Origin of the sequence: Lentzea sp. JNUCC 0626 (assembly GCF_043632865.1) — a bacterium.
GTDB lineage: Bacteria > Actinomycetota > Actinomycetes > Mycobacteriales > Pseudonocardiaceae > Lentzea.
In genome coordinates, this window is record NZ_CP171635.1 from 8503418 (window position 1) to 8518577 (window position 15160).

General features: G+C 69.3%; 14 protein-coding genes. 7 read left to right on the plus strand and 7 right to left on the minus strand.

The annotated features are described in order from the left end of the window. Positions 1-19: 19 nt before the first annotated feature. From JNUCC0626_RS39680 to JNUCC0626_RS39700, 5 genes are read left to right on the plus strand one after another with little or no spacing between them, the layout of a single operon-like run. Positions 20-610: a nucleotidyltransferase family protein gene (locus JNUCC0626_RS39680; RefSeq protein WP_394615795.1), complete on the plus strand. Its 591-nt coding sequence runs from the start codon at positions 20-22 to the stop codon at positions 608-610. Next, on the plus strand, positions 573-821 hold the full coding sequence (locus tag JNUCC0626_RS39685) for a BON domain-containing protein (protein ID WP_093592439.1): 249 nt from the start codon (positions 573-575) through the stop codon (positions 819-821). The genes JNUCC0626_RS39680 and JNUCC0626_RS39685 overlap by 38 nt, the downstream gene beginning before the upstream one ends. Next, on the plus strand, positions 818-1537 hold the full coding sequence (locus JNUCC0626_RS39690; RefSeq protein WP_394615796.1) for a metallophosphoesterase family protein: 720 nt from the start codon (positions 818-820) through the stop codon (positions 1535-1537). The genes JNUCC0626_RS39685 and JNUCC0626_RS39690 overlap by 4 nt, the downstream gene beginning before the upstream one ends. After that, positions 1537-3294, plus strand: a complete 1758-nt coding sequence (locus tag JNUCC0626_RS39695) for a thiamine pyrophosphate-requiring protein (protein WP_394615797.1) — start codon at positions 1537-1539, stop codon at positions 3292-3294. Before JNUCC0626_RS39690 ends, JNUCC0626_RS39695 begins: the two co-directional genes overlap by 1 nt. Continuing rightward, positions 3291-4241 carry a TIGR03557 family F420-dependent LLM class oxidoreductase gene (locus JNUCC0626_RS39700; protein ID WP_394615798.1) on the plus strand — a complete coding sequence of 317 codons (951 nt, stop codon included), beginning with the start codon at positions 3291-3293 and terminating at the stop codon, positions 4239-4241. The genes JNUCC0626_RS39695 and JNUCC0626_RS39700 overlap by 4 nt, the downstream gene beginning before the upstream one ends. A gap of 355 nt (positions 4242-4596) precedes the next feature. On the opposite strand, the gene tuf is transcribed toward JNUCC0626_RS39700, so the two are convergent. Both tuf and JNUCC0626_RS39710 read right to left on the minus strand, forming a co-directional pair. Then, positions 4597-5778: an elongation factor Tu gene (gene tuf / locus JNUCC0626_RS39705; protein ID WP_394615799.1), complete on the minus strand. Its 1182-nt coding sequence runs from the start codon at positions 5776-5778 to the stop codon at positions 4597-4599. Between the two features lie 206 nt (positions 5779-5984). Next, positions 5985-6854 (minus strand): LysR family transcriptional regulator, encoded by an 870-nt coding sequence (locus tag JNUCC0626_RS39710; RefSeq protein WP_394615800.1) that lies wholly within the window; start codon positions 6852-6854, stop codon positions 5985-5987. A gap of 70 nt (positions 6855-6924) precedes the next feature. Between JNUCC0626_RS39710 and JNUCC0626_RS39715 the strand changes: the two genes are divergently transcribed. Then, the gene (locus tag JNUCC0626_RS39715; protein WP_394615801.1) at positions 6925-7920 is read left to right on the plus strand and encodes an FAD-binding oxidoreductase; all 996 of its coding nucleotides are present in this window, start codon (positions 6925-6927) and stop codon (positions 7918-7920) included. Positions 7921-8022: 102 nt separating this feature from the next. Next, entirely contained in the window at positions 8023-8406 is a 384-nt protein-coding gene (locus tag JNUCC0626_RS39720) for an STAS domain-containing protein (protein ID WP_394615802.1), read from the plus strand. A gap of 27 nt (positions 8407-8433) precedes the next feature. On the opposite strand, the gene JNUCC0626_RS39725 is transcribed toward JNUCC0626_RS39720, so the two are convergent. The 5 genes from JNUCC0626_RS39725 to JNUCC0626_RS39745 all read right to left on the minus strand — a co-directional run bounded on the left by JNUCC0626_RS39725 (position 8434) and on the right by JNUCC0626_RS39745 (position 15133). After that, positions 8434-9579, minus strand: a complete 1146-nt coding sequence (locus tag JNUCC0626_RS39725; RefSeq protein WP_394615803.1) for a glycosyltransferase — start codon at positions 9577-9579, stop codon at positions 8434-8436. A gap of 36 nt (positions 9580-9615) precedes the next feature. Continuing rightward, the gene (locus JNUCC0626_RS39730; protein ID WP_394615804.1) at positions 9616-10710 is read right to left on the minus strand and encodes a nucleotide disphospho-sugar-binding domain-containing protein; all 1095 of its coding nucleotides are present in this window, start codon (positions 10708-10710) and stop codon (positions 9616-9618) included. A 20-nt stretch (positions 10711-10730) separates the two neighbouring features. Beyond that, the gene (locus JNUCC0626_RS39735; protein ID WP_394615805.1) at positions 10731-11240 is read right to left on the minus strand and encodes a TetR family transcriptional regulator; all 510 of its coding nucleotides are present in this window, start codon (positions 11238-11240) and stop codon (positions 10731-10733) included. A gap of 69 nt (positions 11241-11309) precedes the next feature. Continuing rightward, positions 11310-12230 carry a hypothetical protein gene (locus JNUCC0626_RS39740; RefSeq protein ID WP_394615806.1) on the minus strand — a complete coding sequence of 307 codons (921 nt, stop codon included), beginning with the start codon at positions 12228-12230 and terminating at the stop codon, positions 11310-11312. 143 nt (positions 12231-12373) lie between these two features. Beyond that, positions 12374-15133 carry a helix-turn-helix transcriptional regulator gene (locus JNUCC0626_RS39745; protein WP_394615807.1) on the minus strand — a complete coding sequence of 920 codons (2760 nt, stop codon included), beginning with the start codon at positions 15131-15133 and terminating at the stop codon, positions 12374-12376. Between the last annotated feature and the right edge of the window lie 27 nt (positions 15134-15160).

The following is a 15160-nucleotide window of genomic DNA, read 5'->3' on the forward strand; positions in this document are numbered from 1 at the left end:
GGCGGGTAGCCCGGAGTGCATGAGCGACGTGCAGGCCGAACTGCTGATGACGTTGACGAAGGTCGCCAAGGTCTTACGTGGAGCGGAGATCCCGTTCGCCCTGACCGGTGGATGTGCCGGTTATGCGCGCGGCGGTCCCGTGAGCGAGCACGACGTCGATCTCCTGGTGAAGGAAGAAGACGTCACCGAGGCCGTACGAGTGCTGGTGGAGGCGGGACTGCGCGGCGCGGAGCCGCCGGAGGACTGGCTGCTGAAGGTCTACGACGGCGATTCGCTGGTGGACCTGCTGTTCCGGCCGAACGAACGGCCGGTGACCGACGAGGTCCTCGCGATGGCCGAGGAGATGCCGGTCGGGTCCGTGATGCTGCCGGTCATGCCGGCGACGTTCGTGCTGAGCAGCAAACTGCTGGTGCTGGACGGACATCGCTGCGACTTCAGCGAACTGCTGCCGTTCGCGCGGGCGTTGCGCGAACAGATCGACTGGGACCAGGTGCGTGAGGAGACCAAGGCTTCTCCTTACGCGGAAGCGTTTCTGATGCTCATCGAACGTCTCGACATCATCGGGAGGGGCCATGAGTTCCGAGCAGTACCTGGCGGCAAATCTGCGTAGGGCGGTGGCAGAGGACCCGCGGACCGCCGAGTTGGGCGTCCGGGTCACCGTGCGCGGTGATCACGTGATGCTCTCCGGCGACGTGGCGTGCGCGGACCGCCGCGCCGCGCTGGAGGAGGTCCTGCACGAGGCCGCCCCCGAACTGACGATCTTCAACGACGTGCGCGTGACACCTGCGGGCGAACCGGAGGGTGAGGAGGACCTGCGATGATCCGTGTTGCTGCGGTCGGGGACATCCACCTCGGCGAGGACATGCGCGGGCACCTCCGGCCGGCGTTGGACAAGGTCGGCGAGCACGCCGACATCCTGCTGCTGGCCGGTGACCTCACCCGGCACGGCACCGTCGTCGAGGCCGAGGTGGTCGCGGACGAGTTCGCCGACCTGCCGGTGCCCGTCGTCGCCGTGCTGGGCAACCACGACCACCAGGACGACAAGCCTCTCGAGGTCGCGAAGACCTTGGAGGACAAGGGCATCCACGTGCTGGAGGGCACGACGTTCACCCATCGGGCCAACGGCTGCTCGATCGGCATCGCGGGCGTGAAGGGGTTCGGCGGCGGGTTCGCGGGCAAGTGCGGAAGCGCGTTCGGCGAGCGCGAGATGAAGGCGTTCATCCAGCACACCGTGGGGATCGCGGAGAACCTTCGCAGCGCACTGTCCGAACTGGACACCGACATCAAGGTGGCGTTGACGCACTACGCGCCGGTGCCGGACACGTTGCGCGGCGAACCGCCGGAGATCTACCCGTTCCTCGGCTCGTACCTGCTCGGCGAGGCCATCGACGCCACCGGCACGCACCTCGCCGTGCACGGCCACGCGCACTTCGGCACCGAACAGGGCCTGACGCCCGGCGGTGTGCGCGTGCGCAACGTCGCGCAGCCGATCATCCGCTCCGCCTACACGGTCTACGTGCTGGAAGGGAACAACTGATGACCGTCGGGGACTTCGTCGTCCAACGCCTGCGCGACTGGGGTGTCCGCCAGGTGTTCGCCTATCCCGGCGACGGCATCAACGGGATCGTGGCCGCGTTCGGCAAGGCGGACAACGACCCGAAGTTCATCCAGACGCGGCACGAGGAGATGGCCGCGTTCGCCGCCGTGGGCTTCGCGAAGTTCAGCGGCGACGTAGGCGTGTGCCTGGCGACCTCGGGTCCTGGTGCGATCCACCTGCTGAACGGCCTGTACGACGCGAAGCTCGACCACGTGCCGGTCGTCGCGATCGTCGGCCAGACCGCCCGCACCGCGCAGGGCGGCAGCTACCAGCAGGAAGTAGACCTGCACTCGTTGTTCCGCGACGTCGCCTCCTACCTGGTCGACGTGACGGTGCCCGAGCAACTCCCGAACGCGCTGGACCGGGCGATGCGCACAGCCGCCGCCGAGCGCGCCCCGGCCGTGCTGATCATCCCGAACGACGTGCAGGAGCAGGAGTACGCGGCACCGAAGCACGAGTTCAAGTACATCCCGTCGAGCCCGCCGTCCCGGCCGATCTCGACCGTCCTGCCCGCGCTGGAGGAGATCGAGCGCGCGGCCGAGGTGCTCAACAGCGGCTCCAAGGTCGCTGTGCTGATCGGCCAGGGCGCTCGCGATGCTGCCGACGAGGTGCGCGCGTTGGCCGAGATCCTCGGCGCGGGGGTCGCGAAGGCGTTGCTGGGCAAGGACGTGCTGCCCGACGACCTGCCGTACGTGACGGGCTCGATCGGCCTGCTCGGCACCCGGCCGTCGTACGAGATGATGCGCGACTGCGACCGGTTGCTGATCATCGGCTCGAACTTCCCGTACTCGCAGTTCCTGCCGAAGTTCGGGGCCGCCCGGGGTGTGCAGATCGACCTCGACGGACGGTCGATCGGCATGCGCTACCCGACCGAAGTGAACCTGGTCGGCGACGCGGGCGCGACCCTGCGCATGCTGATCCCTTTGCTGGAACGTCAGGAAGACCGTTCGTGGCGTGCGTCGATCGAAGCCAACGTCGCGCGCTGGTGGGAGGTCGTGGAACGGCAGGCGCAGGTGCCGGCCGACCCGGTCAACCCGATGCGGATCGTCTCCGAGCTCTCGAAACGCCTGCCGCACAACGCGATCGTCACCGCGGACTCCGGTTCGGCGACGAACTGGTACGCGCGACTGCTGAAGATCCGCGGCGGCGTTCGGTCATCGTTGTCCGGCACCTTGGCCACGATGGGGTGCGCGGTTCCCTATGCGTTGGGCGCTTCCTTCGCGCAGCCCAACCGCCCGTTGATCGCGTTGGTCGGTGACGGCGCGATGCAGATGAACGGCATGGCGGAGTTGTTGACACTGCGGCGATACGGCGTCCGTTGCGTCGTGTGCGTGTTCCACAACAACGACCTCAACCAGGTCACCTGGGAACTCCGCGCGATGGGCGGCGCCCCGAAGTTCGAGGAGTCGCAAACACTTCCGGACATCTCCTACGCCGCGTTCGCCCGCTCCATCGGCCTGCAGGGCATCGAGGTCAACGACCCGGCGTCGCTGAGCACCGCCTGGGAGACCGCCCTCGCGTTCGACGGCTCGACCGTCCTCGACGTGCGCTGCGACCCGAACGTGCCGCCGATCCCGCCGCACGCGACGTTCGAGCAGATCAAGGACATGACCGAGGCCGTGCTGCGCGGCGACCCGGACGCCTGGGACCTCATGACGCGCGGCCTCAAGACCAAGATCCAGGAGTTGCTGCCGTGATCACCGGCTACTTCCTCTCGTCAGAAGAACACGGCCCGCGCGCGTTGGTCCAGAACGCCCGCATGGCCTCCGACCACGGCTTCGAGTCGTTGTGGATCTCCGACCACTACCACCCGTGGAACGACGAACAGGGCCAGTCCCCGTTCGTCTGGGGCACGATCGGTGCTCTCTCCGAAGCAGTGACCCTCCCGATCACCACGGCCGTGACGTGCCCGACCGTCCGCATCCACCCGGCCGTGATCGCCCAGGCCGCCGCCACCGCGGCCGTGCAGACCGAAGGCCGCTTCGTCCTCGGCGTGGGCAGCGGCGAGGCCCTGAACGAACACGTGCTCGGCGACCACTGGCCGTCCGCCGACGTTCGCCTGGAGATGCTGGAAGAGGCCATCAACCTGATCCGCACGCTCCACCAGGGCGACGAGGTCACCCACCACGGCAAGCACTACACCGTCGAGAACGCCCGCCTCTACACCATTCCCGAACGCCCGGTGCCGATCTACGTCTCGGCGTTCGGCCCGAAGGCGGTTCGGTTGGCCGCTCGGTGTGGCGACGGCTACGTGTCGGTGGGGCCGGCTGGGGACCTCGTGTCGCAGTACCGCGCGGAGGGTGGGCGCGGTCCGGCGCAGAGCGGGCTGAAGGTGTGTTGGGCGCCGTCGGTCGAGGAAGGTGTTGCGACCGCGCATCGGTTGTGGCCCAACGATGGCCTGCCCGGCGAGCTGGCTCAGGTGTTGCCGACCCCGCGGCACTTCGAGCAGGCGTCGGAGTTGGTGACGCCGGAGATGATCGCGTCGGCGATTCCCTGCGGGCCGGACCCGGAGAAGTACGCGGAGAAGGTCCGGGAGTTCGCCGAGGCGGGGTTCGACGAGGTGTACGTGCAGCAGATCGGGCCTGCGCAGCAGGAGTTCTTCGAGTTCTGGGCCAAGGAAGTCGTGCCGCTGCTCGACGACTGACAGCTAGGATCGTGGCCATGACCAACCGAAAGGGCCATGCCGCGTAGGCGCCCGGTCCGCGCACAGCGGACAGACCTGGCTGAAGTCGCCCGTGCGCTCGTCATCTGGAGCCGGTTCGTGCACGGATCGCTCCGCGACATCGCCCGCCACGAGGCCGGCCAGCTGCGGCAGCCCGCGAACTGTTCTGCCGAATCCGGCCGTTCGACGAGCTCTACCTCGCCCGCTCCGTCCCCTACGACAACGCGGAACTCCGCGCCATGCTCACCGTGACGTGACGAAAAGCGCGGCGGGACAACAATATCCCGCCGCGCTCTCCAAGGCAGCGCGACCACCTTCTCGGGCCGTCAACCGCCGCCTAGGCGAGGATCTCGCCGACCGTGCCGGCACCCACGGTCTTGCCGCCCTCGCGGATCGCGAAGCCCAGCCCGGTGTCCATCGCCACCGCCTTGCCCAGCTCCACCGTGACCTCGACGGTGTCCCCTGGCATGGCCAGCGTCCTGTCGAGCTCCACCACACCGACGACGTCGCCGGTGCGGAAGTGGAACTGCGGGCGGTAGTTCGACGCGATCCCGGTGTGCCTGCCGCCCTCGGCGTGCGAGAGCAGGTACACCGACGCGCGGAACCTGGTGTGCGGCGCGACGCTGCCCGGCAGGGCCAGGACCTGGCCTCGCCGGACGTCGCCGCGCTTGACGCCGCGCAGCAGGATCGCGGCGTTGTCTCCCGCCTGGGCCTGCTGCATGGGCTTGCCGAACGTCTCGATGCCGGTGGCGACCGAGGTCACCGCCGCGCCGAGACCGAGCACCTCGACCGTGTCGCCGAGGCCGAGCACGCCGCGTTCCACCGCGCCGGTCACGACGGTGCCGCGGCCGGTGATGGTCATGACGTTCTCGATCGGCATCAGGAACGCACCGCTCAGATCCCTTTCGGGCACTGGGACGTGCGTGTCCACGGCGTCGAGCAGGTCGACGACCGACTGCACCCACGCCGGGTCGCCCTGCAGCGCGCGCAGGCCGGAGACGCGGACCACGGGTGTGGCGTCGCCGTCGAAGCCGTACTGGGAGAGCAGGTCGCGGATCTCCAGCTCCACCAGGTCGAGCAGCTCCGGGTCGGAGACCGCGTCGGCCTTGTTCAGCGCCACCACCACGTGCGGCACGCCCACGCGATGCGCGAGCACGACGTGTTCGCGCGTCTGCGGCATCGTGCCGTCCTCCGCGGACACCACGAGGATCGCGCCGTCCAGCTGCGCCGCACCCGTGATCATGTTCTTCACGTAGTCGGCGTGGCCGGGCATGTCGACGTGCGCGTAGTGCCGCGTCGGCGTCTCGTACTCGACGTGCGCGATGTTGATCGTGATGCCGCGGGCCAGCTCCTCCGGCGCCCGGTCGATCCGGTCGAACGCCGTGAAGGTCGTGCCCGAAGGGTCCTTTTCGGACAGAACCTTGGTGATGGCCGCGGTCAAGGTGGTCTTGCCGTGGTCGACGTGGCCCATGGTGCCGATGTTGAGGTGCGGCTTGGCGCGCACGAACTCTTGCTTCATCTCTCTGTTCCTCGAAGGCGAACCGGTGGCTCAGAACCGATGGACCGCTACAACCCTCCTCCAGTGGTCCTGAAGGATGGACTGGAGAAGGGTCAGAGTCGGGCGCCGTTCAGCTGCACCGAGGCAACGGCGAGCGCACCCGCAGGAACACCCGCGTGCGTGTTGAGCTCAGCCGTCAGGAACATGCGGTGATCGTGACAGGCGGTCTAGACCGCTGTCATCCCATTTTCCGCCAGTCGGATCAACGCCCGCGCGGCCGGGCTGTGCGGGCCGGTGGCGCGCCACGCGAACGCCAGCGCGCCGTGCGGTTCGGGATCGGTGATCCGCACGGCGTGCAGGCCGGACACCATCGACTCGGCGAGGATCGCCGGGCCCAGCCCGCGCTCCGCCAGCGTGATCACCATCGGTGGTGAGGAGGCCTCGAACGCGATTCGCGGCGCACGAGTGCCACACGCGGCGTCCAACGCCCCGCGCAACCCGGTTCCCGGCGGTAGGCAGATCAACCCGCGCCCCAGCAGCTCGTCCACCGACACGGATTCCCTGCCGTACCAGGGATCCGATGAGCAGACGGCCGCCACCAGCCGTTCGTCGGCCAGCACCCGGACGGCCAGTCCGTCCGGCGCAGCACCCGCGTAGCCGATCAGCGCGAAGTCCAGCGAACCGTCCACAAGGGACGATATCAGCGCGTCGGAATTGGCCTCCGCCAACGTGATCTCCACCGCGGGGAACGACGAGTGGAACGACGACAGCAACTCTGGCAGGTCCATGATCCCGCAGGACACGACCATCCCGACGCGCACGGACCCGCGCATCAGCCCGGCCATCTCCTCCACGGTCCGCCGCGCCGACTCCACCGACCCCAGCGCCGCCCGGGCCAGCGGAAGCACCGCCGCGCCCACGTCCGTCAGCGTCACGGTCCGCCCGGAGCGGTCCAGCAGGTCGTGCCCGAGCTCGCGTTCCAGCCGCCGGATCTGCGCGCTCACCCCGGGCTGCGCGACGTGCACCCGTTCCGCCGCCCGCGTGAACGACCCGGACTCCGCGACCGCGACGAAGTACTCCAGCTGCCGAAGCTCCATAACCAACGATTATAGAAGCCAGCAGAACTAGATCTTGGACATATAGCACCAGGCCAACCACCCTGGAAGCATGCAGATCTTCTACCCCGGAGACACCGGCTACGACGAGGAACGCAGCGGCTTCCAGACCGGACTCCGCCACGAACCGCAGGTGGTCTTTGCCGTGGAGAGCGTGCAAGACGTCGAGGAAGCCGTCCGGTACGCCGAGGCCCACGGCCACGAGTACGCGATCCAGACCACCGGCCACGGCCTGATCACGGCCACGACGGGCGTCCTCATCTCGACCAGGCGCCTGAACAAGGTCGAGATCAACGCCGGCACCCGAACCGCCAGGGTCGAGGCGGGCGCGGTCTGGCAGCAGGTGATCGACCAGGCCGCCGAGCACGGCCTCGCCCCGCTGAGCGGCGACGCGAGCGACGTCGGGGTCGTCGGCTACACCCTCGGCGGCGGATTCAGCGTGCTGGCAAGGGAGTTCGGCTTCGCGAGCGACCGCGTCACCAGGACCGAGAAGGTCGGCGACGTCGTCACCGCGCTGGAGTTCGAGCTCCTGCCGATCGAGAACGTCCACGCCGGCGAGCTGTTCTACGCGGCCGACCACGCCGAACGGGTCTTGGAGGCGTTCCAAGACTGGGACCTGCCGGACCACGTCACCCCGTCGTTCACCACCCTCGGCGACGTCGTGCGCGTCACGTTCGCGAGCACGCAAGCGTTTGACATCGCCCACCTCCGCGTCGCCCCCACCCTGAAGGAGGAGTTCAGCGTCAAACCGTTCGCGCAGGCAGCGGGCAGGCCACTGCCCCCGCACACCTACAGCGGCGACAACGTCCTCCTGAAGGACGTGCCCTTGGAGGCGCTCCAAGCGGCGCGCGAGACTGCCGAGAACTCCAGCGCCGAGATCTTCCTCGGCCTCCTCCCGCTCGGCGGCGCGCTCGACACCGAGGCGACGCACCTGCTCAAGCTCATCTCACCGGTGCTCGGCGTCGAGCAGCAGCACGAAGAGGTGTTCGACCAGGCACGACCGTTCGTGGTCGGACGTTCGCGCACCTTCCGCTACGCCGCGAGGTAGGTTGTGGGAGGAAGGCAACGGCCGTAACGTCGGGGACGTAGCCGGGTTCAGCAGCGTGCTCGGAGTCCTAGTCTCGTGCGCTTCGGCCACCGGGGAGTGCTGGTGAACGAAGAAGAGTTCCAGGAATCACCGCTGCTCACGGCACGTGCCACGGAAGTGGCCGGAGTGGTGGTCATCGCGGTCGAGGGGGAGATCGACGTCGACACGGCCGACGTCGTGCTGGACGCCGTTCGGCTCGGCTTCGACACCGCGGGGCCTGCCCTCGTCGCCGACCTCACGCTGGTCAGCTTCTTCGGCTCGACCGGCATCTCGACGCTGATCACGGCACACGAGATGGCCGAGGGGCACGGCAAGAAGCTGCACGTCGTCGCGCCGCAGCGGGCCGTCCGGAGACCGTTGCAGGTCACCGGCGTGGCCGACGTCCTCGCCCTGTACGACTCCGTCGACGACGTGTTGTCGGCGTTGAAACCGGTGCCCAGCGAGTAGGCCCTGTCCTAGGCACCGGTCCCGTTCTCACCCGGCCAGGTCGACCAGCTTCGGCACGACCTCGCCGGGGGCGGGCATCGCGGCGATCTCCGCCTTGATGGTCTCGTTCGCCGCCTGAACATCGTTGTCCCGCAACAACTTCCGGGCCATCTCGTGCAGTGCGTCCGAGGTGAACTCCTCGCCGACGAGCCGGTCGCCGAGGCGGGTGTCCCGCACGATGTCGGCGTTGCGGAACTGGTCGGCGCCCTGTGGCAGCACGAGTTGCGTAAGGCCGTTCGTCATCGCGGCGACCGTGGTGCCGGCGCCGCCGTGGTGCACGACGAGATCTGCGTGCGCGAGCAGATCCGCCTGAGGCACCCACGGCAGCACGTGCACGTTGCCCGGCACGTCGGTCAGCACGGACGGGTCGACCTGCGGCCCGGTCGCGACGAGCACCTCGGCGTCGAGCCCGGAGAGCCCGGCGACCGCGGTCTTCAGCACCTCCGGATTCGAGAACGCCGTGCCGAACGTCAGGTAGACGAGCGGCTTCTCGTGCGCCACGACCCAATCGGGCAATTCGCCCGGTTCCGCGAACGGAACGGGTCGCATCGGAATGCGATCGACGTCCGAAAGAAAGTCCAGGTCCTGCAAAGACGGCGGGAAGACGTCCAGATAAGTCGATCCGAGTCCGTAATGATGCCCATTCGGCAAGGTGATGCCGAGTTCGGCGACGTACTCCAAAAGGAGGTTGCTCATCGCCTCCGGAACGAGGTCGCCGTCCATCTTGCCGAAACCGTGGCACACCGCCGGGATGCCCGCGCGCATGGCGGCGAGGCCCGCGCCGGGGTTGATCAGCTCGAAGACGACGAGGTCCGGCTTGTCCCGCTCGAGCACCGGCTCCAGATCGTTCACGAACGCCCTGGGCAGCAGCGATCCGAACGCGTCGACGGCCGTCTGGCGCAGCATGTCGCGCCGGAACTCGCCGGTGCCGTGCAGTGCGTTGGCCTGGCGGAACGCGTCCCAGATGCTGATGCCCGCGTCGACCACCGTCAGACCGAGCTTTTCCACTGTCGCGTGGAATCCGCTGTCGACGGCGTAGAGAACGTCGTGTCCCTGCTCGCGGGCGGCGATCGCGAGCGGAAGTATCGGATACACGTGTCCGTGCGAGCCCAGGCTCGAAAAGAGAATGCGCACGCGGACACATTAGGTGCTCCCCGAATGGAGCGGGAGTCATTCGCGTGAATTTTGCCCCTGATGCAGGACACTTTCCCACCGATCGGCGACAGCAGCCGGTGACGGCATGGCGGCGATCTCGGCACGCACCTCGCCCGACGCCCGCTGGAGCTTCGCGTCCTCGATCAGCGAGGTCAGCAGCTCCGGTGTCACCTCGCGCGGCGTGGCCCGCAGCCCCGCCCCGCGCCCGGTGACCGCCGTCGCGTGCACGGTCCGGTCACCCGGCCCCGGCTCGACGAGTTGTGGCACCCCGGCCGCGAGCGCGCCGAGCAACGTCCCCGCGCCGCCGTGGTGCACGATCCCGTCGCAGAACGGCAGCACCCGCGGGATCGGCACCCAGCCGACGGTCCGCACGTTCTCCGGCAGCCCGTCGGTCCGGTCAGGACGCACCAGCACGAACTCGGCGTCGACCCGCTCGGCCGCCTGCACCACGGCCGCCATCATCCGCCCCGCTCCCGGACCGGGCGCGGTGCTGCGGCTGACCAGGATGCGCGGCCTGCCGGACGGCCCGGCCAGCCAGTCGGGCACCTCACCGTCCCCGCTGTACGGCACGAACCGCATCGGCTCACCCCCGGCGAACTCCGCGAGCGACCGCGGTGCCGTGCGCAGAACCGTTGCGGGAGAACGCACTTCGGCCTTCATCCTGGCACCGACCGCGGCCGTCAGCTCCAGCCCGTCGAACAACGACACGTCGTGCACCACCGACGGCACGCCCAGCGCGGACCCGGCGGCGGCCAGCGGTTCGTGCACCACGACGTCCGGCCGCCACCGGTCCGCGAGCTCCCGCAAAGGCGCCGTCATCGCGTTCCCGACGGCCCCGAACAGCCGCGACACGAAGTCGAGCCGGCCGCTGCCGCGCAGTTCCCTCTTGGCCACCAACGGATGCGTCAGCATGATGCGCAACGCGATCGGTCCGAAGCGGACGTTCGACGGCACGACGTCCTCGACCGGCAAGCCCGAATCACGCACGCGCAGCGCCTCGCCACCCGTCGCCACCAGGACTTCGTGGCCCGCGTCGCGCAACGCCAGCGCCAGCGGCATCACCGGGAAGACGTGACCGAGAAGGGGAGCGGCGACCACGAGAACACGCATGCCTCCACGTTAACCCTCGTTCAGGGCTCCACGAGCCTGCGCACCGCGTCCTCGACGGTCTGCCGCCGCACCACGTGGTCCGAGGTCGACGGCGCCGACGCCCACATCGAGGCGATCGCTTGGACGAGCTGCAAGACCTGCTCGGGGGCGAACCGCGCGGACACCAGCCCCAGCTCCTGCGCTGACCGGATCGACTCGACGTCCGCGGCCCTGCTGATCGATCCGCGCCGTTCCAGCCGTTGCCACGTCGCGAGCCGGGCGAGTTCGGGGTGCTGGTGCTGGAGGTCGTACAACCGGCCCGCGTACCCCGGCAGGTCGCGGGCGTCGAACTCCACCGACGACGCGCCCACCACCTCGGACTGCACGGCGTCGAACAGCTCGTCCTTGCCGCCGTAGTAGGTGTAGGCGAGACCCGCCGAACACCGGGCGATGCGTTCCATCCGCGCCCCGGCGATCCCGTAGGCGGCGAACTCGACGAACGCGGCGTCCAGCAACCGGCGGCGGGTGCGTTCCCGATCGCGGCTGGGCATGAAACCAGGCTAGGGCCGCGCTCAAGAAGAGCGCGGCCCCAAGCTGCCTCAAGCAGTTGCCCCGAGTACTTACTTCGCCATGTCGAACCAGTTGAAGCCCTCGACCATCTGGCGGGTGGTGTCGCTGACGTAGCGCGGGCCGGTGAGCTCCCAGCGCGTCACCGTGCGGTAGGTGCCGGGCTGCATCGACTCGTCCTCGCGGGTGTTCTCGTCGTCCTTGACCGGCACGTACTCGTTGAGGACCTTCTTGGTCAGCGTCACGTCGAGCGACTCGTAGGCGGACTGGGTGTAGAGGTAGTTGCCCTGGCCGCTGTCGCCCGCACGGCCCGGGTCGGCGAGCTTGAGCTGGATGGTGTTGCCGTTGAACGACCCGGTGGCCGACACGACCGTGACGATGTGACCGCCGCTGCGCTGCAACGATCCGGTGGTGGGGCCGGCCTTGTAGCGGCCGTAGACCAGCTGGATCGGGCCCTCGTTGAGCTTCTTCGCGAGCTCACCGCCGAAGTCGCTGACGTTGTTGGTGCTCACGACACCCGTGGAGGTGCTCCAACCGGCGTCGCGGGCGGGCTTGGTGGCGATGTCCCACGCCTTGCGGAGGTTCGTGAGGTTGGTGCCGCCGTCGTACTTGGCGTCGACGCCGATGCGCCAGATCGAGTTCGTGATGACGCTGAAGTCGGCGGGGTCCTTCGGGTCGAGGTTGCCGACCTTGGTGGTCAGCCAGCCGACCGGGGCGTTCTTCTCGTGGCCCCAGTAGTGCAGGACGTTGTAGAGGGAGGCCGGGCCGCAGTACGCGCCGCCGTTGCTCTCCAGGCCTGCGCGGTGCTGGTCGACGTCGCTGATGCCGCACTTCTTGACGTTGAACTGCGGTCCGACCAGGTCGGAGGCGCCGACGCACGGGGCCGGCGTGCCGATGATCGGGTCGGCCATCGCGGTGGCGGGAGCGACGACGGCGGTCAGAGCGGCGGCGGCGACGAGAGCGTTGCGGATCATTTCGGTGTCCCCTTCGAGTTCCTGTGTTCCCCTGCGGTGACACAAGATTCGCCGAGGCGAACCCCCAAGGGCATGAGGGAACGACCCTCAACGTTCAGGCCCGAAAGTTGGGTGTATCAGGGACACCCCCATGTCGCTCTGTCTCAGGCAAGGACGCGTGCGAGGTCCCTGCGACCTGCGATTCCCAGCTTCGTGTAGATGCGGCCGAGGTGGTTCTCGACCGTCTTGGGGGTCACGAACAGCTCCTGCGCGATCTCCCGGTTCGCCCGGCCCGCCGCGGCCAGGTCGGCCACCCGGCGTTCGGACGCCGTGAGCGCCTCCGCCCCCAGCACGACCTGCCTGCGCGGCCGGTCGCCGAGCGCCTCCAACGCCTCGGAGGCGCGGGTCTGCAGGATCGTCGAGCCGCACGCCTCCGCCAGTTCGATGGCCTTGTGCAACGGCTCGCGTGCGTCGGTTCTTCTTCTTGCGACGCGTAGGGCTTCACCCAGGTCCACGAGAGAGCGGGTGAGCTCCAGGCGTGACGGCGACTGCTCCAGCACGCTGACCGACTCGGTGAGCAGGTCCAGGCGGGTGTCGGGGGAGGCGTGGGCGAGCAGGCGCTGGGCGGCACCCAGTTCGGTCGCCGCACCCCACTTGCGGGCGACGTCGAGCTGTTCGGCGGCCAACTCCAGGGCGAGTTCGTGCTGGTTGAGCAGGAGCGCTGCCCTCGTCGCCGGGGCACGCCACGGGATCGTCGGCGGGTCCACGTGCACCTGGTGCATGGCGTCGCGCTGGCGGTAGGCCTCGGACATGGCGCGCCGGGCGTCACCCTCGGCCAACGCCGTGAGCGCGCGCACCTCGTGCAGCCAGATCATCGGCATGGTCAGGCGGGAGTCGGCGTGCTTGCTGTCGAACGCCGTCGTGAACGCCTTCGCGGCGCCGACGTCGCCTCGTTCGAGGGCCGCGTAGACCGCGAAGTGCGTCGAGGTCGCGCGGAGGCTGATCACCTCGGACACCGGGTCCTCGTGCGCGACGGCGGCGAGCGCGCCCTCGGCCTCCGCCTCGACGGCCCGCATGGTGCCGCAGCGCCAGTTCAGGAACAGCGACGCGTTCGCCACCATCGCGAACTCGATCGGTGAGCCGTGGGCGCGGACCTTCAGCCGGGCGCGCTCGATCTCGTGCCGGGCGGTGTCGACGCCGTCGGCGGCCATCAGCGCGAGCAACGCCACCAGCCAGGCGACCATCGCGTCCGTGCTGCCCGTCGCGTCGTCGAGGTACGCACCGTTTGCGAGCGCGCGCGTTGCGGTCGTGGCGACCTCGTCGTGCGGCCACACCTCGTAGCGGCCCATCTGGGCGAGCAGGCCGAGCAGCGTGCGTTCGTCCGGGGTGCTGCCTGCCAGGCCCGCGTACGCGCTGAGGTGCGCTGATGCGGTCTGGCGTTGGTCGGGGAGGAACGAGCGGAACACCGCGAGCCGTGCTTCGAGGTGTAGCCGTGACTCGCCATCGGGCCGTGCGTCGATGGCTTCGGTCAGTTCGGCGATGGCTGCGGCCGGACCTTCGAGCGCGGCCGTTGCCGATGCCGCTGCCGCCACGAGTTCGGCGTCCGGCAGGCCCTGCGCCGCTGCCTTGAGGTGCCGGTGGGCGTTGACCGCGTCGCCGACTCGCAGCAGCGCTCGGCCGAGTTCCGCGCGAAGTCCTGCGTCCGTCGGCTTCTCGTCGACGGCTCGGGTCAGATGTCCTGCGGCCGTGCGGGGATCGCCGGCCGCGAGCAACGCCGCCGCGGCCTTCCTGAGCACCTCGGCAGCGTTCGGGAGTGTCCCTTTGGGAGCGTGGACGAGGTGGGCGGCGATCCGGTCGGCTGGAGCGTGGGCTTCCTGGAGTTTCCGAGCGGCCCGCGCGTGCAGCGAGGCGCGGGCGATCGGGCCCAGGTTCGCCAGCACCGCCTCTCGCACAACGGGATGCACGAACTCCAGGTGTTCGCCGGTGAGGAGGACGTTGGCGGCGGTGAGCGCCTCGACGGCGGCCGGGAGGTCGGTGACCTCGGCCAGTTCGGCGGACTGCCAGGGATCGGCGTGCGTGCCGAGCACGGCGACCGCGCCCGCGAGCGCCACGCCTTCGGCCGGCAGCCGTCCGAGCGTGGCGCGGAAGACCGTACTGGGCCCGAGGGAGCCGACCTTCTCCGCCGTCTCCGGTGCGTCCAGCGGCAGGCCGAGCGCGTTGAGTTCGTCGACCAGAACCCCGGACAGGAAAGGATTTCCGCCGCTCGCCGCGTGCAGGGCGGTGATCACCTCGGGGTGCCCGCCGACCAGTTCGCCGAGCGCGTCCGCCGTGAGCGGACGCGGCAGCAACCGGTCGGCGGACACGCTGAGCTGCGCGAGCGGTCCGAAGTTGTCGAGCGGGGGCCTCGTCGCGACGACCAGGGCGATCGGCAGGTCCGCGATCCGGCGGGACAGGTAGACGAGGAACTGGAGCGACGAGTGGTCCGCCCAGTGCGCGTCGTCCACTGTGATCAGCAGCGGGCGGGTGGACGAGAGGTCCACCGCGACCCACCACAACGAGTGCAACGTGCGGGCGAGCTCGGCCTGACTCGGGTCGAGCGCGGCGTCGTCCAGAGCCTTCAGCGCCGCCCCGGACGGCCCGGCCAGGATCTTCTCGCGGAGCTCGCCGGAGTACCGCGACACGGACCGTTCGACCATCTGCCGGACGACGCCCCACGCCATGGCGCTCTCCAGCGCGTCGCCCACCGCCTGGAGCCTGCCGAACCCGCGCTCCTTGGCCAGCTCACGACACTCGTGCACGAGCCTGGTCTTGCCGATGCCCGCACGGCCCTCGATGACGACGACGCGACCCTCACCACGGGTGGCTGCGTCCAGAGCTTCACGAATGTGCGCGATCTCGGAGTCACGTTCAAGTGGTTCGCGCACGAATTGATCGTAGCGGCCGATGATCGC

Bases quoted from the DNA above. Each gene is read 5' to 3' on its own strand.
- JNUCC0626_RS39690 (WP_394615796.1), top strand. From the start codon at position 818: ATGATCCGTGTTGCTGCGGTCGGGGACATCCACCTCGGCGAGGACATG.
- tuf (WP_394615799.1), bottom strand. From the start codon at position 5,778: ATGAAGCAAGAGTTCGTGCGCGCCAAGCCGCACCTCAACATCGGCACC.
- JNUCC0626_RS39740 (WP_394615806.1), bottom strand. From the start codon at position 12,230: ATGATCCGCAACGCTCTCGTCGCCGCCGCCGCTCTGACCGCCGTCGTC.
- JNUCC0626_RS39680 (WP_394615795.1), top strand. From the start codon at position 20: ATGAGCGACGTGCAGGCCGAACTGCTGATGACGTTGACGAAGGTCGCC.
- JNUCC0626_RS39730 (WP_394615804.1), bottom strand. From the start codon at position 10,710: ATGCGTGTTCTCGTGGTCGCCGCTCCCCTTCTCGGTCACGTCTTCCCG.
- JNUCC0626_RS39685 (WP_093592439.1), top strand. From the start codon at position 573: ATGAGTTCCGAGCAGTACCTGGCGGCAAATCTGCGTAGGGCGGTGGCA.
- JNUCC0626_RS39695 (WP_394615797.1), top strand. From the start codon at position 1,537: ATGACCGTCGGGGACTTCGTCGTCCAACGCCTGCGCGACTGGGGTGTC.
- JNUCC0626_RS39735 (WP_394615805.1), bottom strand. From the start codon at position 11,240: ATGCCCAGCCGCGATCGGGAACGCACCCGCCGCCGGTTGCTGGACGCC.
- JNUCC0626_RS39710 (WP_394615800.1), bottom strand. From the start codon at position 6,854: ATGGAGCTTCGGCAGCTGGAGTACTTCGTCGCGGTCGCGGAGTCCGGG.
- JNUCC0626_RS39715 (WP_394615801.1), top strand. From the start codon at position 6,925: ATGCAGATCTTCTACCCCGGAGACACCGGCTACGACGAGGAACGCAGC.